Source organism: Nitratireductor aestuarii (genome assembly GCF_014641695.1).
GTDB classification, from domain to species: Bacteria; Pseudomonadota; Alphaproteobacteria; order Rhizobiales; family Rhizobiaceae; genus Chelativorans; species Chelativorans aestuarii.
In genome coordinates this window covers 62,489-82,712 of record NZ_BMIF01000010.1, presented here as the reverse complement: position 1 = coordinate 82,712, position 20,224 = coordinate 62,489, and the positions used below count along the sequence as shown (strand labels likewise).

Here is a 20,224-nt window from a genome sequence, read left to right as displayed (position 1 = left end):
TTTCCCGGGCACATTCGGTTTTATTGGGCAGCATCAGGACGCCTTTGGCAAGAAATTTCCCGCCAAAAAAGGAACAGGCCGGAACGTTTGTGGACGCTCCGGCCTGGAATTTAAGTCGCAATGTGGATCGCCTATTCGGCGGCCTCCGCATAGGAAGAAGGCAGGTAGTTGAGGACCGGCCCGAGCCAGCGCTCGATCTCGGCGATCTCCATGCCCTTGCGGCGGGCATAGTCTTCCACCTGATCGCGCTCCACCTTGGCGACGCCGAAATAGTAGCTTTCGGGATGCGAGAGATAGAGGCCGGAGACGGAAGAGCCCGGCCACATGGCCATGCTCTCGGTCAGCTCAACGCCAGCGTTCGCCTCGGCATCGAGCAGGCGGAACAGCGTCACCTTCTCGGTGTGATCCGGTTGCGCCGGATAGCCTGGAGCCGGGCGGATGCCCTTGTAACCTTCCGAGATCAGATCCTCGTTCGAAAGGTTCTCATCGGACGCATAGCCCCAGAGCTCCTTGCGGACATATTCGTGCATCCGCTCCGCGAAGGCTTCGGCGAAGCGGTCGGCCAGCGCTTTCACCAGGATCGAGCTGTAGTCGTCGTTGGCGCGCTCGAAACGTTCCGCGATCGCCACCTCTTCGATACCCGCCGTCACGACAAAGCCGCCGACGTAGTCGCGCTTGCCACTCTCGCGGGGCGCCACGAAGTCGGAAAGCGCCACATTCGGCTTGCCGTCACGCTTCGTCAGCTGCTGGCGTAGCGTGTAGAAGGTGCCAAGTTCTTCCGAGCGGTTCTCGTCGGTATAGACCTTGATGTCGTCCTGGACGGCATTGGCCGGCCAGAAGCCGACAACCGCCTTCGGCGCGAACCACTTCTCATCGATGATCTTCTTCAGCATCGCCTGAGCGTCTTCCCAAAGCTGGCGCGCTGCCGGTCCCTGCTTCTCGTCCTCGAGGATCTTCGGGTAACGCCCCTTCAGCTCCCACGTCTGGAAGAATGGCGTCCAGTCGATGTAGCGGGCAAGCTCCTCAAGATCCCAGCTCTTGAAGGTCTTCACGCCGAGGAAAGACGGAACCGGCGGCTCGTAGGCAGCCCAGTCGATCCGGTGCGGATTGGCGCGAGCCTTGGCAAGCGGTAGCCGCAGCTTGTCGGCCTCGGCCCGGTGGTGGGCGTCGGTCACCTTCTGATACTCCGCCTGCAGCGAGCGGACGAACTCGTCTTTGCCCTCAGAAAGAAGTGCGGAGACGACACCCACCGCGCGGCTTGCGTCATTGACGTGCACCGCCTGCCCCCGGTCGTAGGCCGGATGGATCTTCACCGCCGTGTGGACACGGCTGGTGGTAGCGCCACCGATCAGGAGCGGAATGTCAAAACCCTCGCGCTCCATTTCCGAAGCAACGTGAACCATCTCGTCGAGCGAAGGCGTGATCAGGCCCGAAAGGCCGATGATGTCCACCTTCTCATCGATAGCGGTCTGCAGGATCTTGGTTGCCGGCACCATCACGCCGAGATCGATGATCTCATAGTTGTTGCAGGCCAGCACGACGCCGACGATGTTCTTGCCGATGTCATGCACGTCGCCCTTGACGGTTGCGAGCAGGATCTTGCCGGCAGTCTGGCGTTCGCCGTTATCAACGCCATTTGCCTGATTGGCGAGCTTCTCGGCTTCCATGTGCGGCAACAGACCCGCGACAGCCTGCTTCATCACGCGAGCCGACTTCACCACCTGCGGCAGGAACATTTTGCCGGAGCCGAACAGATCGCCAACGACGTTCATGCCGGCCATCAACGGCCCCTCGATGACGTGCAGCGGACGCTCAGCCTTCAGCCGCGCCTCTTCCGTATCGGCATCGATATACTCGGTGATGCCGTTGACGAGTGCATGCTCGATACGCTTCTCGACTGGCCATTCGCGCCACGAGAGATCCTTCTCCTTGGCATCCTTGCCGCCAGAGCCCCTGTAGCGCTCGGCGATTTCCAGCATCCGCTCAGTCGCGGTGCCGCCGGCCTTCGGCTTACGGTTGAGGACCACGTCCTCGCAGGCCTCGCGCAGTTCAGGATCGATGGACTCGTAGACGGCGAGCTGACCGGCATTGACGATGCCCATGTCCATGCCGTTCTGGATCGCATGGTACAGGAACACGGCATGCATGGCCTCGCGAACCGGCTCGTTTCCACGGAACGAGAAGCTGAGGTTGGAGACACCGCCGGACACATGCACATGCGGCAGCGTGCGCGTGATCTCGCCAGCAGCCTCGATGAAGTCGACGCCGTAGTTGTCGTGCTCCTCGATGCCGGTCGCCACCGCAAAGATGTTCGGATCGAAGATGATGTCTTCCGGCGGGAAGCCCACCTTCTCCGTCAAGAGCTTGTAGGCGCGGGTGCAGATCGAAACCTTGCGTTCCTTGGTGTCCGCCTGTCCCTGCTCGTCAAAGGCCATGACAACGACGGCTGCGCCATACATGCGGCAGAGCCTTGCATAATGCAGGAAGGATTCCTCGCCTTCCTTCAGCGAAATCGAATTGACGATCGGCTTGCCCTGCACGCACTTCAGACCAGCCTCGATTACCTCCCACTTGGAGGAGTCGATCATGATCGGCACGCGCGCAATATCCGGCTCGGCGGCGATCAGGTTGAGGTACTCGACCATCGCCCGTTTGGAATCGATCAGGCCCTCGTCCATGTTGATGTCGATGATCTGGGCGCCGTTCTCCACCTGGTCGCGGGCAACCACCAACGCGCTGGCATAGTCGCCGGACGTGATGAGCTTGCGGAACTTGGCCGAACCCGTGACGTTCGTGCGCTCGCCGACGTTGACGAACGGAATGTCCTCGGTAAGCGTGAACGGCTCGAGGCCCGACAGCATCATCAGCGGGCGATGCTCGGCTGGCTTGCGAGGGGCAAGTCCGCGGATCGCGTCCGCAATGGTGCGGATATGGTCCGGCGTAGAGCCGCAGCAGCCGCCAACGACGTTGACGAGCCCTTCACGGGCAAATTCGCCAAGCTGGGCAGCCATCAGTTCCGGCGTCTCATCATACTGGCCAAAGGCGTTCGGAAGACCGGCATTCGGATAGGCGCAGATGAACGTATCGGCAACGCTTGAAAGCTCCGCGATGTGCGGGCGCATCGCAGCAGCACCGAGGGCGCAGTTGAGGCCAACTGTGAACGGCTTTGCGTGGCGGATCGAGTGCCAGAAGGCAGTCGGCGTCTGGCCGGAAAGCGTACGGCCGGAAAGGTCCGTGATCGTGCCGGAAATCATGATCGGCAGCCGGATGCCCTTCTCCGCATAGATTTCTTCGCAGGCGAAGATCGCGGCCTTGGCGTTCAGCGTATCGAAGATCGTCTCGATCAGGATGATGTCGGCGCCGCCGTCGATCAGGCCGCGCAGCTGTTCGGCGTAGGCGAGACGCAGCTCGTCGAAGGAAGTCGCTCGGAAGCCGGGATTGTTTACATCCGGCGAAATCGAAGCGGTACGGTTCGTCGGCCCAAGGGCGCCAGCCACGAAGCGGCGCTTGCCGTCCTCGCGCTCCGCACGGATGGCGGCGCGGCGCACCAGACGAGCACCTTCACGGTTCAGGTCGTAGACGGCATCTTCCATGCCGTAGTCAGCCTGCGCAATGCGGGTCGAGGAGAACGTGTTCGTCTCCAGAATGTCTGCGCCGGCAATGGCGTACTGGTAGTGGATTTCCTCGATCGCGGAAGGTTGCGAGAGGATCAGGAGATCATTGTTGCCCTTCTGGTGGCATTCGCAGCCGATGAACCTCTGGCCGCGGAAATGGTCCTCGTCAAAGCCAAGACCCTGAATCTGGGTGCCCATGGCGCCGTCAAGGATGAGGATGCGTTCACGCGCCGCTGCGGTGAGCGCCGCCAGTACTTCCGATCCGTCAGGCTTGGCGACTGGACCCAGCAGGTCATCCAGCGATGAAGAATGTTGCGACATGTCTCTTCCTTATGTGGCGGCCACTCCGGCTTTTCACATAAAGACATCTTTATGTCAACATGTCGCGCAGGATTTGCGTAGCATTCAGGATCGTTTCGCAGAGGTCGCAAGAAGGTTTCGGGCGGGAGCTGCTTCCGTGGCTCTGCGGGCAAATCCGTCACGTGGCAGGGTCGCGCGGCCAATGCTCAAATGCCGGAAGCCGTGCTCTATCACTGTTTCGGGATCAAGGATATTACGGCAATCGAAGAGCACACGCTTTCTCATCCGCTCAGCCATGAGCTTGAGGTCCAATGTGCGGAACATGTTCCATTCCGTAAGGATCGCCGTGAGATGCGCTCCCTCAGCTGCTTCATAGGGATCGTTGTACCATTCCACGTCCGGCAGAAGCTTCGCTCCATTGGCTGCTGCCCACGGATCGAACGCCCGGACTGTCACACCCTTTTCCTGCAGGTAGGGGATGATGTAGAGCGCCGGCGACTCCCGCACGTCATCGGTATCCGCTTTGAACGCAACGCCCAGCACAGTGACGGTGGGTCTGCGGGCAGTCTGCAGCTCGTCCAGAATGCGTTCGGCGATCCGGCGGCGGCGCTTGGCATTGCGATCGATCACCGCCTCGATCAGCGGCTGCGGCGCATAGTGAGCGCGGCCCGTGGCGACAAAGGCCTCCGTATCCTTCGGAAAGCATGAGCCTCCATAGCCGGGTCCGGGCGCCAGGAAGCTCGGGCCAATCCGCTTGTCGAGGCCGATCCCGCGCGCAACCGCCTGAATATCACCTTCGATGCTTTCGCAGAGATCTGCAACGTCGTTGATGAAGCCGATCTTGAGCGCGAGGAACGCGTTGGCGGCATATTTGATGAGTTCGGCGTTTTCCGTGCCTGTCTCCACCAGCGGCACGTCCCTCCTCAGGAGCGGCTTGTAGAGTTCGATCAGACGATCGGCTGCATCCCGGTCATCCGCACCGATAACGATACGGTCCGGATGGAGGAAATCGTGTATTGCGCTTCCTTCCCGCAGGAACTCGGGATTGGACGTGACCCAGAAATCGAGCGCTCCGCGTTCCTCCGCAATGATTTCCCGGACCTCGCGAGCGGTGCCTACAACCACAGTCGACTTCAGCGTGACAACGGTTTTCGGCGACATGTGAGGAGCGATGCGACGCGCAGCTTCACGCACGAAGGACAGGTCCGCCTCCCCGGCCGCACCCTTGGGCGTTCCCACCGCGATCATGATGATTTCGCGATTGGCCACCGCTTCCGGCAGATTGTCCGTAAAAGCAAGACGTCCCGCAGCAACGTTGCGGGACATCATCTCGGCCAGGCCATTCTCCATGAATGGCGTGCTGCCCGCATTAAGATGGGCGATGCGGTCCCGATCGATGTCTGCACAGATGACCTCGTGTCCCATCTCCGCGAGGCACACCCCCGTCGTCAGTCCGACGTAGCCCGCTCCAATCATACTTACGCGCATTATCGCATCCTTCTCGCTCCAGACACCCGCCTAACAGGAGATCTGCAGCTATGTTCCTTGGTTGATTAGCCGGCAGGCAAGATGCTGATGCTTTTTGGCTTAGCCGGAGAAGGAACAAAGCTGCGCTCCGGAGGTTCGGGAACCAACGGACTCTTGGAGGGAAATACCGTGAAGCGAATCCTGGTGACTGGAGGCGGTGGTTTCATTGGCAGGCATCTTGCCGAGGCGCTGATCCACCGTGGTTATGAAGTGCGCATTCTCGATGCTCTTGTGGAGCAGGTGCACGGCACGACGACAATCCAGGTCCCCAAGGGTGTGGAACTCGTCAAGGGCGATGTCCGCGACGCCGAAAAGGTTGCCGAGAGCTTGCAGGGCGTAGATGCGGTCATTCACCTCGCGGCAGAAGTTGGCGTCGGCCAGTCCATGTATGAGATCGCCCGCTACGTCGGCGCAAACGACCTCGGCACCGCGGTCCTGCTAGAAGCCCTCATCAAGAACCCGGTGCAGCGGATTGTCGTCGCCTCCTCCATGAGCGTCTATGGCGAAGGTCTTTATGAGACGCCGTCCGGCGAACGCCTTTCCAACGTGCGCCGCAACCAGGCCCGTATCCGTGAAGGGAAATGGGACCCGGTTTCGGCGGCTGGGGAAGCCCTCACCCCTATCCCCACCGACGAACAGAAGATCGTCGACCTCGCCTCGATCTATGCGCTGACCAAATACGCGCAGGAGCGCGAGGTGATGATCTTCGGCGAAGCGTATAATGTCGAAACTGTCGCGCTGCGGCTCTTCAACGTCTTCGGCCCCGGACAGGCGCTCTCCAACCCCTATACGGGAGTGCTGGCGAACTTCGCCTCCCGTCTTGCCAATGGCCAGCGTCCGCTGGTCTTCGAGGATGGCGAACAGAAGCGCGATTTTGTTCATGTCCGCGATGTTGCACGCGCCTTCTGCCTCGCGCTGGAAAAACCTGAAGCGGCTGGCGAGCTTTTCAATATTGGCAGCGGCAAGGCCTATTCGATCTCACAGGTTGCCTCGCTTCTCGCAGAAGCCATGGAGCAGCCGGACCGCAAGCCCGAGGTTTTGGGCAAGGCGCGCGCTGGCGACATCCGCAACTGCTTTGCCGATATCTCGAAGGCCCGCGAGCTTCTGGGCTACGAGCCGACCAGTCTGCTCGAGGATTCCCTCGGCGAAATGGTCGAATGGGTGCGCGGCAGCGTTGCCATCGACCGGGGCAACGAGATGCGCAAGGAGCTCGAGTCCATGGGGTTGGTGTCATGACGGACGATGCCAAAGCCACCCAAACGCTGGTCATCGGCGGCAGCGGGTTCATAGGATCGAACCTCGCCAACTCGTTGCTTGAGGATGGCGAGCAGGTCACGATTTTCGACAATCTGAGTCGCCCCGGCGTCTCCCGCAATCTCGAATGGTTACAGAAGCTGCATGGCAATCGGCTGAGCGTCAGCGTCGCGGACATCCGTGACGAAGATGCACTGGCAGAGGCCGTCGAGACTGCTGGCGGCATATTTCATATGGCCGCGCAAACGGCGGTAACGACCAGTCTCATCGATCCGGTGGACGATTTCGAAGTGAATGCACGTGGAACGCTCAACGTGCTGGAAGCCGTACGGCGCACTGGCCGCAGGATCCCGGTGGTTTTTGCCTCGACCAACAAGGTCTACGGCTCGCTTGAAGACGTGGCGATCCGCACTGTCGACGGCCTCGACCTGCCCGAGGATGAAGCGCTGCGCACCCATGGCATTAGCGAAGACCGGCCGCTCGATTTCAGCACACCCTATGGCTGCTCCAAGGGGGTCGCCGACCAGTACGTGCTCGATTACGCAAAATCCTTCGGCATCCCGACTGCCGTGCTGCGGATGAGCTGCATCTATGGCCCCCGCCAGTTCGGCACGGAAGATCAGGGGTGGGTGGCCCACTTTCTCATTCGGGCAATGGCCGACGAGCCGATCACCATTTTCGGCGACGGCAATCAGGTGCGCGACATCCTGCATGTGTCGGATGCCGTTGCCGCCTATCGCGGACTGATGGCCAACATGGATCGCTTCCACGGCCAGGTCTTCAATCTCGGCGGCGGTCCGGAAAATGCCGTGAGCCTGAACCTCGTGCTCACCGAGATTGAAAGCATCCTGCAAGGCGAGGTGAACATCCACCATGCCGAGCCGCGCGTCGGCGATCAGCGTTATTTCGTAGCCGATACGCGGCGGCTCCAAAGAGCCATGGACTGGCATGCCCATGTCGGATGGCGCGAAGGCCTGTTTGATCTGGCGAACTGGCTGCGCACTGAACGGACGGCCGAACCGCACGCGCAGAGGTTCGTTGCATGACGGGCAATGGCCGTCACCGGATCCTCATGACGCTCGATGCGGTAGGGGGCGTCTGGCAATACGCCATGGGCCTCGCCCGCGAGCTGAAGCGTGGCGGCCATACAATCGTTTTCGCGGGGCTTGGCCCTGCGCCCTCTCCTGCGCAGCATACTGAAGCTTCCGCAATCGGCACAGTCACCTGGCTTTCGTCGCCGCCCGATTGGCTGGCCCGCAGTGCCAAGGAACTTGAGGGGCTGCCGGCAGAGCTTTCGAGGCTTGTGGAGGAACACGCCATTGATCTCGTCCACCTCAATGCACCGTCGCAGGCGGTTGGCCTCAATGTTCCCTGCCCTGTGGCTGCGGTTTCCCATTCCTGCGTGGTGACCTGGTTTCAGGCGGTTCGCGGCGAAGCCCCTTCAACCGGCGATTGGGCCTGGCACAAAGACGTAAATGCCGACGGTCTGAAACGGGCCGGTATCGCGATAGCGCCCAGCGCAAGTCATGCGGAAGCGCTCAAGCGCAGCTATGGCGAAATTCCTCATCTTCACGTCGTGCACAATGCTGTTGAGGCCGCTCCCGTCGAAACCCGACGTGAGCGCATGGTGTCAGCTGCCGGACGCTGGTGGGACGAAGGCAAGAACGGCCGCATCCTCGATGCGGCGGCAGGCAGGATCGATATCCCGATCTTTGCCGCCGGTCCGACGCGCGGCGAGAACGGCAGCGGCATCTTCTTCACCCACGTGATGAGCGTTGGCCCCCTCTCCAATGCGGAAACGCGCGAGTTGATGGCGCAAACAAGCATCTTCGTCTCGCCTTCCATCTATGAGCCATTCGGGCTTGCGGCCCTTGAGGCAGCCCACGCGGCAACCCCGCTGATCCTGGCGGACATCCCGACCTATCGCGAAGTCTGGGGCGATGCCGCCGTCTTCTTCGACCCCCACGATGCCGAAGACCTTGCTGAGGCGATCGAGCAGCTGATGGGAAACCCGCAGAAGCGCGAAGCGTTAGGCCAGGCAGCGCGCGAACAGGCAAGCCGCTACACGCTCGCCCGGCAGGCCGCAGAAATGCAGGCGCTCTACGCAGGGGCCGTCGCACGTTATCGGAACGGGAGCTGACATGCGGTTTCTCTTCTACACGCACTCTCTTGTCTCCGACTGGAACCATGGCAACGCGCATTTCCTGCGCGGCGTGATGCGTGAGCTGATCGCGCGCGGCCACGAGGCCGTGGCGCTGGAAACTGAGAACGGCTGGAGCCGGACGAACATGGTGGCGGAAGACCCTGAGGCGGTCGCCCGTTTCCAGGCCGATTTCCCCTTCCTCACCTCACGCAGCTACGGCGCGGATTTTGATCACGAGGCGGAGCTCAGCCAGGCCGATGTCGTGATCGTCCATGAATGGACCGATCCGGCACTGGTTGAATTCATCGGGAAGGTCAAAAGGCGCGGCGGCAGATTTACGCTGATCTTCCACGACACCCATCACCGGGCGGTTTCGGAGGAAGCAGCCATTTCCTCGCTAAAGCTTGAGGACTATGACCTCGTCCTCGCCTTCGGCGAGGCGCTGCGCGAACGCTATCTGCGGCAGGGCTGGGGCCGCAACGTCCATACCTGGCACGAGGCGGCCGACATCGCGCTCTTCAAGCCCCTCCCCGGGATCGAACGTGACACGGACCTGATCTGGATCGGCAATTGGGGCGACGGTGAGCGCTCGGCAGAGTTGATGGAGTTCCTGATCGAGCCCGTGAAACGCTTGGGCATCTCCGCCAATCTCCATGGGGTGCGCTATCCGGATCACGCGCTGAAGGCACTGTGTGAAGCCGGCATCGCCTATCGTGGCTGGCTGCCCAATGCGCGGGTGCCGGAAGCGTTTGCCCGCCATCGCGTGACGGTTCACGTGCCGCGCCGACCTTACGTCGAAAGCCTGCCGGGCATTCCGACGATCCGCATGTTTGAGGCGCTCGCCTGCGGCATTCCGCTTATTTCCGCCCCATGGGACGATGCGGAGGGCCTGTTCCGTCCGCGTCAGGATTTTCTCTTCGCCATGAACGGCGGCGAGATGCAGATGCTGCTGCGTGAAGTGCTGAACGATCCGGACCTTGCCTCCACGCTTGCCGCCAACGGGCTTGAGACAATCCGCAGGCACCACACCTGCGCGCACCGGGTGGAGCAGCTTCTGACAATCCTCGCACGCACACGGTTAGAGCCCCAAACAGGACAGAGGGAGAGCGTCCAATGAAAATGGCCTTCTACGGATCAAGCCTGCTTTCGTCCTACTGGAACGGCGCGGCGACCTACTATCGGGGGCTCCTGAAGGCGCTGGCCGGGCGCGGCTACGAGATCACCTTCTACGAGCCGGACGTCTACGACCGCCAGCAAAACCGCGACATTGATCTGCCGGACTGGTGTCAGGTGGTTGTCTATGAAGCCACGCCCATGTCGCTGATGGAAGTGACGCGGCGCGCCGCCGAAGCGGATATCGTCGTCAAGGCGAGCGGTGTCGGCTACGAAGACGAAGCGCTGCTGCTCGAAGTGCTGCGCAATGCCCGCCCCGATGCGTTGACCATCTTCTGGGACGTGGATGCACCTGCCACCCTGAGCCAGCTTCGCGCGGAGCCCGACCATCCTCTGCACCGGGCGCTGCGCAAGCTCGACATGGTCCTGACCTATGGCGGTGGCGATCCGGTCGTCTACGCCTACCGCGCCATGGGGGCCAAGGACTGCATCCCCATCTATAACGCGCTCGATCCGGAAACCCATTTCCCGGTCGAGCCGAACGAGCGCTTTCGCGCAGACCTCGGCTTCCTCGGCAACCGCCTGCCGGACCGGGAAGCGCGGGTGGAAGAGTTCTTCCTCAAGGCCGCAAGCCTTTCGCCGAACCAGAACTTCCTCTTCGGCGGCTCGGGCTGGGGCGACAAGCCGATGCCACCAAACGTCAACTGGATCGGCCATGTGGGCACCCGCGACCACAACAGCTTCAACTGCACACCAAAGGCCGTGCTCAACATCAGCCGCGAAAGCATGGCGAGCAACGGCTTTTCGCCGGCCACCCGCGTGTTCGAGGCGGCGGGCGCGGGCGCCTGCCTCATCACCGACGAATGGATTGGCATCGACCTGTTCCTGAAGCCCAACGAAGAGGTGCTGGTCGCCCGTGATGGCAAGGATGTGGCCGACATTCTTCAGACGCTGACGCAGGAACGGGCGCGCGCTATCGGCGAGGCTGCACTGCGTCGGGTGCTTGCCGAGCACACCTATGAGCAGCGGGCGAAACTTGCGGACGAGATCTTCCGCTCGTTCAACAAGCGTTCCGTGGAGGCGGCCGAGTAATGAACATCGTCTTTGTCGGCCTTTCGCTTTCTTCCTCCTGGGGCAACGGCCATGCCACCACCTTTCGCGCGCTGATGCGCGGGCTGGACAAACTCGGCCATCGGCTTGCTTTTCTGGAGCGTGACGTTCCCTGGTACGCCAACAACCGCGATCTGGCTGAGCCGGATTTCTGCACGCTTCACTACTACGAGTCTGTCCCGGACCTCGTCGACCGCTTCGGCGATCTGCTCGCAGCTGCCGACGCGGTGATCGTCGGCTCCTTCGTTCCGCAGGGCGTTGCCGTGATCGACGCCATTGTGCCGCTCTGCACGGGAAGTTTCTGCTTCTACGACATTGATACGCCAGTCACGCTCGCCAAACTCCGGGCGCTCGACTTCGAATATCTGGCCGACCACCAGATCCCCCTCTTCGATATCTACTTTTCCTTCACCGGCGGGCCGACGCTGGAGCGGCTCGAGACAGAGTTCTGCGCGAGGCGTGCGGAGGCGCTCTACTGCTCGGTGGATGAAAGCCGCTACGCGCCGCAGGCGGAAGAGAAGATCTGGGATCTGGGCTATCTCGGCACCTATAGCGTGGACCGTCAGCCGACTCTTGAACGTCTGCTGATCGAGGTCGCGCGCAGAATGCCGGACCGGCGCTTCGTCGTCGCGGGCCCGCAATATCCAACCGACATGGAGCTCCCCGCCAATGTCGACCGGATCGAGCACCTGCCGCCCACCGAGCATGCATCCTTCTACAGCCGCCAGCGCTTCACGCTGAATGTCACGCGCGCCGACATGATCGCGGCGGGCTGGTCGCCAAGCGTCCGCCTGTTTGAGGCTGCCGCCTGCGGATGCCCTGTTATCAGCGACCGCTGGCCGGGTCTGGAAGACCTTTTCCCCTTCGGCAGAGCCATTGAGGTGGCGGATACGACGGAAGATGTCTGCGCGATCCTCGCGCGTGACGATGCCGAGGCGATTGCCGAACAAGCGCGTAAAATCGTGCTCGCCTCGCACACCGGCGAAGCCCGGGCGCGAGAACTGGTCGCCGCGCTCCAGTCCCTGCACGTGACAAAGACCCACCAAAGAGATGCTATCGCAATGGGAGCAAGCAATGCCTGAACGAAAAGAGACAGTCCTTGTCACGGGCGGCGCCGGGTTTCTCGGTTCCCACCTTTGCGAAGCCCTTCTGGCAAACGGTCATAGCGTCATCTGCGTCGACAGCTTCCTGACCGGCAGCCGCGAGAATGTGAGGAACTTCGCAGATCATCCCGATTTCCAAATAATCCAGCACGATATCTGCGAACCCTTGCAGCTCGATCGGAAGTTCGACCGGATCTTCAATCTCGCCTGCGCGGCCTCGCCTCCGCACTATCAGGCCGATCCGATCCACACGATGCAGACCTGCGTCACCGGAACGCTGAACCTGCTGATGCTGGCCGAAGAGCAAGGCGCGCGCTTCGTCCAGGCCTCGACCAGCGAGGTCTATGGCGATCCGGACGTCCACCCACAGAGGGAGGATTATGTCGGCCACGTGAACCCCACCGGCCCACGCGCCTGTTACGACGAAGGCAAGCGGGCGGCAGAGGCCCTGTGCTTCGACTTCCTGCGCGCTGAACGGGCGGATGTGCGGGTGGCCCGCATCTTCAACACCTATGGCCCGCGCATGCATCCGAACGACGGTCGCGTCGTCTCAAATCTCGTGGTTCAGGCCCTGAACCATGATCCTCTGACCATCTATGGCGATGGGTCCCAGACCCGCTCCTTCTGCTACGTGGCGGACCTGGTCGATGGCCTGATGCGGCTGATGGATGTGGATGCGACGCCCGACGGACCGGTCAATCTCGGCAATCCGGGCGAATTCACCATGGGCGAACTGGCGCACCTGGTTCTCGAAATGACGCAATCCCCATCGCCGCTGCGCTACATGCCGCTGCCGGTGGATGACCCGAAGCGCCGCAGGCCCAACATCGAGCGAGCCAACGCCCTGCTCCGCTGGCAGCCGAAGACGCAGTTGCGGGAAGGTCTGGCGCGGACGATCGACTATTTCCGGACCACGCTTCAGGCGCAACAGCCCTCCGCTAGACCAGAGGTTGCGTAGCGGTAATTGTTCAACAAAGAAAGATACTTATCAGCTATTGTTCTAGTACTGTCTGAGCCTGGAGTGGCAGTTGACCAGAGCCCTAGCTGGAACGCCAGGTAGCACGGAACGAGACCGTCGAGCAGCCGACGGTCGACAAAGGCACCCGCGCTTTCGACCCGCCCGACGAGCTCGTTGGTCTCCTTTTCATTGAAGCCGAACTCAATCATCGCACCGGCCATGTCCCAAGTGATATCCTGGCAGCCGATGAGATCATGCGCCTCGCAATGGTCGACGGCGTCGAGTTTGACGAACGCGCCATCTACCTCCAGCCACTCCCATAGATGGAGCCTGTTGTCCGTTCGGATCCGGCGGACCTTTTCCTCCAGCTCCGGCAGGTGCGCCAGGCGCTCGTGAAGGGTTGCCGCTGCTTCCTCCCCCAGGGCCTCGCGCGTATTATGCACCGCCATTTTTCTCAGCGCTCCGAGGGAGGCTCCCGGCCCAGCAGGTCCGAGATGCGTCGCGCGGAACGCCAGATAGGAAGCAACGCGTTCCAGAAATACGCCCCGGTTCTCTGCCGTCAGCCGGACCGGCCTTCCTTCCAACCATCGCTGAACGAGAAATCCGTTGCAGAGGCCAGCCACCGGCGCACCGAAGCCGGCTTGGGCGAGTGAAACAGCATCGCGATGCTTGCGTTCTCCCACGGCTCCGAGCCCGGCGAACTTCGCAACCCATTTGCCTGTTACGCTCTGAACGAGAAACCTTCGCCGGGCAAAGCGGTAGTCCATTGCCTCCCCCGCAAGCTCGTAAAATTCTCCGGATCCGACGCATGGTTCCAACCAGGAGTGCAGCCCGTTTGGCGATGTAATCACGTCATGGTCTGACGCCGGAAAGCTCTCGATCCCTCCCCAGATCGCTCGCACTTCATCCGAAGCTTCAACTCCAGGAAAGCCATCATGACTAGGAAAAAATGTTATTCTGCCCTTACTTACACCAAGTTGTTGAAGGTATGCAGCAACGCTTGCAAATGAGCTTCCCGATTGGCCGGGTCCTTCGTCAACGATGGCGAATCGCATTTCCGGGTCCTTGAGCGCAGATGCAAATAATCTGGGATCGGCCCTGATCTCACGGCGAAACGGATGCCCGACCGGGCGCAGACTGATCGCCGGTCCGGCTCCAAGCGCTGCGGCCACGAGTGCGGCGAGACCCACCCCAATGCTCCGGATGCCGATGACGCAGGTGCTGCTGTCGAGTCCCGAATGCCGTGCAGCTTCGAGATAGCTTTCCGGATAGAGCGCGTAGTGAGCATAGCCCTCAGCGAGCCGCAGCCGGATTGCCCCTTTATGACTGATCACCTGCAGCTGTTTCATGATTGGTCGGAGATCGGCCGCTTCCACCACCCGGCCCCGCCAGGAATGATCAACGAGCCGGGCCGCCTGCAGCAACAGCGCCGCGCCAAGCTGCTGATCCTCGCTCCGGGCATCGTAGCCGCGTGCGTCGAACGAGGCGTCCGCGAGCCCCTGCACCAGCTCTGCGAGACGGATGAAGGCTGTCACCAGTGCACTGTGCCGCTCTCCCGGCGCGAGGCTTTCAAGCTCACTCAACGCCCGCAGAACCGATGCCTTGACGTCGCGGACGTGCTCCGTGCGTTCCAGTTCACCATAGACGATCATTGGGCTCCTCCCGCGAGAAACACCCCAACTTTCCACCGTCGACTTTGCTCCCTGGAACTACAAACAACCTAAGGAGGAACATTCCTGCTTTGTAGGTGTTGGACCTCAGACCCGGTTTTCAGAGGGGACGAGGTATGTTGATGACGCGCAAGAAAATTCGCATCGGGATCGTCGGCGTCGGCAATTGCGCTTCATCATTGGTTCAAGGCATCCACTACTACCGGGGCATCAAGGACAACGAACCCGTTCCCGGCCTGATGCATGTGCAGCTCGGTGGCTACCGTCCGGAAGATATTGAAGTCGCATCAGCCTTCGACGTGGCGGACAGCAAGGTGGGCTCTGATGTCGCCGATGCCATCTTCGCCGGCCCCAACAACACCATGCGCTTCTGTGCCGTTCCGCCCACGGGCGTAAGCGTGCAGCGCGGGCCGACGCTTGATGGCATCGGCAAGTACCTGCGCGGACCGATCCAGGAATCGAGCGCAGAGCCGGTCGACGTGGCGGCGGCCCTGCGTGACAGCGGCACCGAAGTACTCGTCTCCTACCTGCCCGTAGGCTCCGAGGAAGCGACCGCCTGGTATGCCGAGCAGGCGCTCGCCGCCGATTGCGCCTTCGTCAATTGCATCCCCTCCTTCATTGCGTCGAAACCTGAATGGCAGCGCCGGTTCGAGGAAAAGGGCCTGCCGATCATCGGCGATGACATCAAGAGCCAGGTCGGCGCGACCATCGTCCACCGGATGCTGACAAACCTTTTCCGCGAGCGCGGCGTGCATCTGGACCGCACCTATCAGCTGAATTTCGGCGGCAACACCGATTTCCTCAACATGCTGGAGCGTGAGCGGCTGGAGTCGAAGAAGATTTCCAAGACCCAGTCGGTCACCAGCCAGCTCGATGTACCACTGGAGCCGGACAATGTTCATGTCGGTCCGAGCGACCACGTGCCGTGGCTCACCGACCGCAAGTGGGCTTACATCCGCCTTGAGGGAACCACCTTCGGCGGCGTTCCCCTCAACGTCGAGCTGAAGCTGGAAGTCTGGGACTCGCCCAATTCCGCAGGCGTCGTGATCGATGCCATCCGCTGCGCCAAGCTGGCGCTCGACCGCGGCATCGCCGGTCCGCTTGAGGGCCCCTCCAGTTACTTCATGAAGTCACCGCCTAAACAGTTCACGGACGACGAAGCCCGCCGGCGCACGCTTGAATTTATCGCCGGGGCGCAAGAAGAACCGCTCAAGGCCGCCGAATGACAACAACGTTCTTCTTCCTGCGCCATGCCGCGCACGACAATGTGGGCCAGTACCTCGCCGGCCGCAGTCCCGGCGTGAGGCTTGGCCCGGCAGGCCGTGCCCAGGCTTTCCGCGTCGGCGAGCGGATGCAGCGCGAACGCTTCGATGTGATTGCCGCAAGCCCCCGCGAGCGCACGCAGGAGACCGCGCAGGCGGTTTCCGTTGCCTGCGGCGTTGGCCCGGTCGTCACACGCGACGAGCTCGACGAAATCGACTTCGGCTGCTGGTCCGGCAAGACCTTCGCCGAGCTTAATGAGGACGACGATTGGCGGATCTGGAACCAGGAGCGCGGCACTGCCCGCACGCCGGCCGGCGAATGCGTCGAGCAGGTCCGCGAGCGGGTCTGCGCCTGCATGGGAGATCTCGCCCAGAAACATCCCGACGCGGGCGTCGTGATGGTTAGCCACGCCGATGTCATCAAGGCTGCAGTCTGCCATGTGCTTGGTCTTCCCGGCGAGGCCGGCTTTCGCTTCGACATCGAACCGGGCTCCATCACCGTCATCGTCATGGGCGGCTGGGGCTCGAAGCTTCTTCGTCTGAACGAAGGCGCAAGCTAACGATGAGCCAGGAGGAGACCCTGCCCTTGACCATGTCCAGCGCCGACATCAAGCAGCGGATCGAGCAACTCGGACCCTGGTTTCACAACATCGAACTTCGCGGCATCCCCACGGCCCCCGACCACTTCCTCGGCAATTACCCCCGCACCAAATGGCGCAAGTTCGAACATGCGATCCCGGCAGACCTCACCGGCAAGTCCGTTCTCGACATCGGCTGCAACGCTGGCTTCTACTCGATCGAGATGAAGCGTCGGGGCGCTTCCCGCGTGCTCGGCCTCGATTTCGACGATGCCTACCTGGAACAGGCCCGGTTCGCCGCCGAACTGGCGGAGACTGATATCGAGTTCCGCAAACTCTCGGTCTATGACGTCGGCGCGTTGGGCGAGCGCTTCGACGTCGTGATCTTCATGGGTGTGCTCTATCATCTGCGCCACCCGTTGCTGGCGCTGGACCTCATCCGCGAGCACGTCGCGGGAGACCTGCTGATCTTCCAGTCGATGCAGCGCGGCAGCCAGGAGGTCTTTCCGGTGAAGGAAGACTACGACTTCTGGCAGGAGAAGATTTTCGCCGACCCCTCCTTCCCGAGGCTCCACTTCATCGAGCACCGCTACGCAAACGACCCAACGAACTGGTGGATCCCCAATCGCGCGGCCACGGAAGCGATGCTTCGCAGCGCCGGCTTCTCCATCGAGGCTCATCCGGAGGACGAGGTCTACATCTGCAGGCTTGCCGAACCCGCCTGGGGCGGCGGTGCGGTCTACCCCATCGGAGGAAAAAGAACATGATCGACGCCGCGATGATCTGGAACGAACCGAACAACAAGTCCCACTGGGACCCGGAGATCGATCCGGACTGGAGCCGGTTCGCGGAAATGGCGATCCTCGCGGCCGATGCCATTGCTGACGCAAATCCCAATCTGACGAAAGTTCTTGGCGGCATTGCGCCCATTGATCCAGCCTTCATCCAGCGGATGAAGGATTTCGGTGTGCTGGATCACGTCGATGCGGTAGCGGTCCACGGCTTCCCGCTCGACTGGAATCTCTGGCAGATCCACGAATGGCCGCAGAAGCTCGCCGAAATCCGGGCTGTCACCAACCTGCCCCTCTGGGTGAGCGAAGTGGGCATCTCCACCTTCGGCGCGGAGGAAGTGCAGGTCTGGGGTTTGAACCGCACGGCCGAACTGCTTCGGGGTCGGGCGGACCGCATCCAGTGGTACAGCCTCTTCGACCTTCCCTCTTCCTGGGAGGCAACGACGCGGCACCGCGAGGCGGAAGGGTCTTCCTATTACCGGCACTTCTATATGGGCCTGCTGCGCGAAGATGGAACGCCAAAGCCGGCGCTGGAACACTTCGCCCGCCTCACGCCGGAGTTCGGTATCGTGCAATGGTTCCACTACGAGGATCACCGTCTCTATGACGCCGTGAAGTGGATGAAGCGGCTCGGCGTCACCCATGTGCGCACCGGGCTCTCCTGGGCCGACAGTTTTCGCCCGAACGCGCTCGACTGGTTCGACCGCCAGATGGAGGCGCTGGCCGATTTCTCAGTGACGGCAACCTTCTGCTTCACGCCGGAACATCGGGGCTTCAACCAGCATCACACGAGTGCGCCCCTCGTCCCGGACGAATTCGCGAGTTTCTGCGCCAGCATGATCCGCCGCTATGCGCCAGCCGACGCGAGCCTGCTCAGCGCCGCAGAATAAATATCTCTCAGCATCGGAGGACATTCCCATGAGCGAAGCCAAGACCACCACCAATCACGACGAGATCCGCAAATGGGTGGAGGAGCGCAAGGGACGCCCATCCCGCGTGAAGACCTCCGGCAAGGGCGGGCTTCTGCGCATCGACTTCCAGGAAGCGGAGGAAGAATTCGAGGAGATCTCCTGGGACGACTTCTTCAAGATATTCGACGAGAACAAGTTGGCCTTCCTGCATCAGGACAAGACGAAAGACGGAAAGACAAGCCGCTTCAACAAGTTCGTAGAACGTCCTTGAGTGATAGGTGAACAGTTTGTCAGAATTGCAAGAGCTTGGGCATCGCCCCGACGTTCGTCGCCCTCGGATCGGCTTCTTGGGAGTAGGCTGGATCGGCCTGAACCGAATGGAAGCCATGCTCGCGGGCAGCGCAATCGACGCCTGCGCCATTGTCGAGCCAAACCCGGAGATGCAGAAGGCCGCGCTTAAGCGTACGCCGCAGGCTGAAATCGTCGGATCGCTCGAAAAGCTTCTGGCTCTGTCGCCGGATGGCATTGTCATCGCCACACCCAGCGCACTCCACGCCGAGCAGTCGATCGCCGCACTCGAGGCGGGTGTTGCTGTCTTCTGCCAGAAGCCGCTCGGCCGCAATGCGGGCGAGGTCAAGGCTGTGCTGGAAGCTGCGCGGCGCAACGACAGGCTGTTGGGCGTCGATCTCTCCTACCGCTTCACCGCAGGCATGGAGCAGATCCGCGACCTCGTGCGGGAGAACGTGATCGGTAAGATCTATGCCGCCGAACTGGTCTTTCACAATGCCTATGGACCGGACAAGGCCTGGTTCTATGACCCGGCTCAATCGGGCGGCGGTTGCGTCATCGATCTCGGCGTGCACCTCGTGGATCTGCTTTTGTGGACACTGGATTTCCCAATAGCCACTAATATTTATAGCCAATTGTTCGCGCAAGGTGAGAAGCTTCTCAACTGTTTGTCGAAGGTCGAGGACTATGCCGTCGCAACCATTGAGCTTGAGAACGGCCTGGCGGCGCGCCTCGCCTGTTCGTGGCGGCTCCATGCCGGGTGCGATGCCGTCATTTCAGTGACCTTCCAGGGAACGGAGGGCTCGCTCGCCTTCTCGAACGTGAACGGCTCGTTCTACGATTTCACCGCCGAGCTTCGGCGGGGCACGCAAAGCGAAGTCCTCACCATCCCGCCTGATGCCTGGGGCGGTCGCGCAGCGGTCGACTGGGCCAATCGCCTTGCCGTCAGCAATCGGTTTGATCCACAGGCTGACGAGCTTCTCAAGGTCGCAGAAGTGCTCGATCGCATTTACGCGGGCAGCTGACGGAACAACCGGACGAGGCTCTTGTTGGGTTTACAACGACCCTAACAACAGGAGCATTTCATGAAACCCATAAGACTGTTAGCGGCGAGCGCCCTGTTTGGCTCCATTGCCACCTTTGCCTGGGCGCAATCGCAGGTGATGAGCGGACAGGACTTTGCGGCAGCTGCGGCCAGCTCCGACATGTTCGAGATCCAGTCTAGTCAGCTCGCGCTCGAAAAGGCGCAGAATGACTCGGTGAAAGAATTCGCCCAGATGATGATCGATGATCATACGAAGGCTTCCGAGGAGCTGAAGGCGGCGGCGGAAAAGGACGGCGTCACCGTACCGACCGAGATGGACGAGAAGCACAAGGCCCAGCTTGAGCAGCTGAACAGCGCGCCCACGGAAAGCTTCGATGCCGCTTACGTTACGGCGCAGCAAGCCGCTCATGAGGAAGGCGTGACGCTGATGACGAGCTTTGCCGAAAGCGGTCAGGAAGCAGCGCTGAAGGCACATGCCGCCAAGACGGCGCCTATCATCCAGACACATCTGGAGCATGTGCAGAAGTTGCAGGCCCCGCAATAGTCGGAACGTCAGG

The 20,224-nt window shown here is 61.5% G+C and carries 17 protein-coding genes; 14 read left to right on the top strand and 3 right to left on the bottom strand.

What is annotated here, in order from left to right:
* Positions 1-131 precede the first annotated feature (131 nt).
* The gene (gene metH, locus IEX27_RS15720; protein ID WP_188722032.1) at positions 132-3,935 is read right to left on the bottom strand and encodes a methionine synthase; all 3,804 of its coding nucleotides are present in this window, start codon (positions 3,933-3,935) and stop codon (positions 132-134) included.
* A gap of 84 nt (positions 3,936-4,019) precedes the next feature.
* Positions 4,020-5,402 (bottom strand): UDP-glucose dehydrogenase family protein, encoded by a 1,383-nt coding sequence (locus tag IEX27_RS15715; protein WP_188722031.1) that lies wholly within the window; start codon positions 5,400-5,402, stop codon positions 4,020-4,022.
* A gap of 168 nt (positions 5,403-5,570) precedes the next feature.
* Here IEX27_RS15715 and IEX27_RS15710 point away from each other — a divergent pair, with 168 nt between their 5' ends.
* The 7 genes from IEX27_RS15710 to IEX27_RS15680 are packed head-to-tail and all read left to right on the top strand — an operon-like array spanning position 5,571 to position 13,122.
* Positions 5,571-6,677, top strand: a complete 1,107-nt coding sequence (locus IEX27_RS15710) for an NAD-dependent epimerase/dehydratase family protein (RefSeq protein ID WP_188722030.1) — start codon at positions 5,571-5,573, stop codon at positions 6,675-6,677.
* Entirely contained in the window at positions 6,674-7,741 is a 1,068-nt protein-coding gene (locus tag IEX27_RS15705) for an NAD-dependent epimerase/dehydratase family protein (RefSeq protein WP_210315547.1), read from the top strand. Before IEX27_RS15710 ends, IEX27_RS15705 begins: the two co-directional genes overlap by 4 nt.
* The gene (locus IEX27_RS15700; RefSeq protein WP_188722028.1) at positions 7,738-8,835 is read left to right on the top strand and encodes a glycosyltransferase family 4 protein; all 1,098 of its coding nucleotides are present in this window, start codon (positions 7,738-7,740) and stop codon (positions 8,833-8,835) included. Before IEX27_RS15705 ends, IEX27_RS15700 begins: the two co-directional genes overlap by 4 nt.
* A gap of 1 nt (position 8,836) precedes the next feature.
* Positions 8,837-9,955, top strand: coding sequence for a CgeB family protein (locus IEX27_RS15695; protein WP_188722027.1), 1,119 nt, complete (start codon positions 8,837-8,839; stop codon positions 9,953-9,955).
* Complete coding sequence (locus tag IEX27_RS15690; RefSeq protein WP_188722026.1) at positions 9,952-11,043, top strand: CgeB family protein; 1,092 nt, start codon at positions 9,952-9,954, stop codon at positions 11,041-11,043. The genes IEX27_RS15695 and IEX27_RS15690 overlap by 4 nt, the downstream gene beginning before the upstream one ends.
* Positions 11,043-12,143 (top strand): CgeB family protein, encoded by a 1,101-nt coding sequence (locus tag IEX27_RS15685; protein ID WP_188722025.1) that lies wholly within the window; start codon positions 11,043-11,045, stop codon positions 12,141-12,143. Before IEX27_RS15690 ends, IEX27_RS15685 begins: the two co-directional genes overlap by 1 nt.
* Positions 12,136-13,122 carry a UDP-glucuronic acid decarboxylase family protein gene (locus IEX27_RS15680; RefSeq protein ID WP_188722024.1) on the top strand — a complete coding sequence of 329 codons (987 nt, stop codon included), beginning with the start codon at positions 12,136-12,138 and terminating at the stop codon, positions 13,120-13,122. Before IEX27_RS15685 ends, IEX27_RS15680 begins: the two co-directional genes overlap by 8 nt.
* Here IEX27_RS15680 and IEX27_RS15675 read toward each other — a convergent pair.
* The gene (locus IEX27_RS15675) at positions 13,083-14,774 is read right to left on the bottom strand and encodes a hypothetical protein (RefSeq protein WP_188722023.1); all 1,692 of its coding nucleotides are present in this window, start codon (positions 14,772-14,774) and stop codon (positions 13,083-13,085) included. The genes IEX27_RS15680 and IEX27_RS15675 overlap by 40 nt on opposite strands.
* Before the next feature lie 140 nt (positions 14,775-14,914).
* Here IEX27_RS15675 and IEX27_RS15670 point away from each other — a divergent pair, with 140 nt between their 5' ends.
* Genes IEX27_RS15670 through IEX27_RS15640 form a run of 7 tightly spaced genes read left to right on the top strand, consistent with a single transcriptional unit; the run spans position 14,915 to position 20,211 of the window.
* A complete protein-coding gene (locus IEX27_RS15670) occupies positions 14,915-16,018 on the top strand; it encodes an inositol-3-phosphate synthase (protein ID WP_188722022.1) in 1,104 nt (367 codons plus the stop codon).
* Entirely contained in the window at positions 16,015-16,614 is a 600-nt protein-coding gene (locus tag IEX27_RS15665; RefSeq protein WP_188722021.1) for a histidine phosphatase family protein, read from the top strand. Before IEX27_RS15670 ends, IEX27_RS15665 begins: the two co-directional genes overlap by 4 nt.
* A 32-nt stretch (positions 16,615-16,646) precedes the next feature.
* A complete protein-coding gene (locus IEX27_RS15660) occupies positions 16,647-17,399 on the top strand; it encodes a TIGR04290 family methyltransferase (protein WP_244630404.1) in 753 nt (250 codons plus the stop codon).
* A complete protein-coding gene (locus IEX27_RS15655) occupies positions 17,396-18,313 on the top strand; it encodes a glycoside hydrolase 5 family protein (RefSeq protein ID WP_188722019.1) in 918 nt (305 codons plus the stop codon). Before IEX27_RS15660 ends, IEX27_RS15655 begins: the two co-directional genes overlap by 4 nt.
* A gap of 28 nt (positions 18,314-18,341) precedes the next feature.
* Positions 18,342-18,605, top strand: coding sequence for a hypothetical protein (locus tag IEX27_RS15650; RefSeq protein WP_188722018.1), 264 nt, complete (start codon positions 18,342-18,344; stop codon positions 18,603-18,605).
* Between the two features lie 16 nt (positions 18,606-18,621).
* Positions 18,622-19,647, top strand: a complete 1,026-nt coding sequence (locus IEX27_RS15645) for a Gfo/Idh/MocA family protein (protein WP_188722017.1) — start codon at positions 18,622-18,624, stop codon at positions 19,645-19,647.
* A gap of 60 nt (positions 19,648-19,707) precedes the next feature.
* A complete protein-coding gene (locus IEX27_RS15640) occupies positions 19,708-20,211 on the top strand; it encodes a DUF4142 domain-containing protein (protein ID WP_188722016.1) in 504 nt (167 codons plus the stop codon).
* Positions 20,212-20,224: the final 13 nt, after the last annotated feature.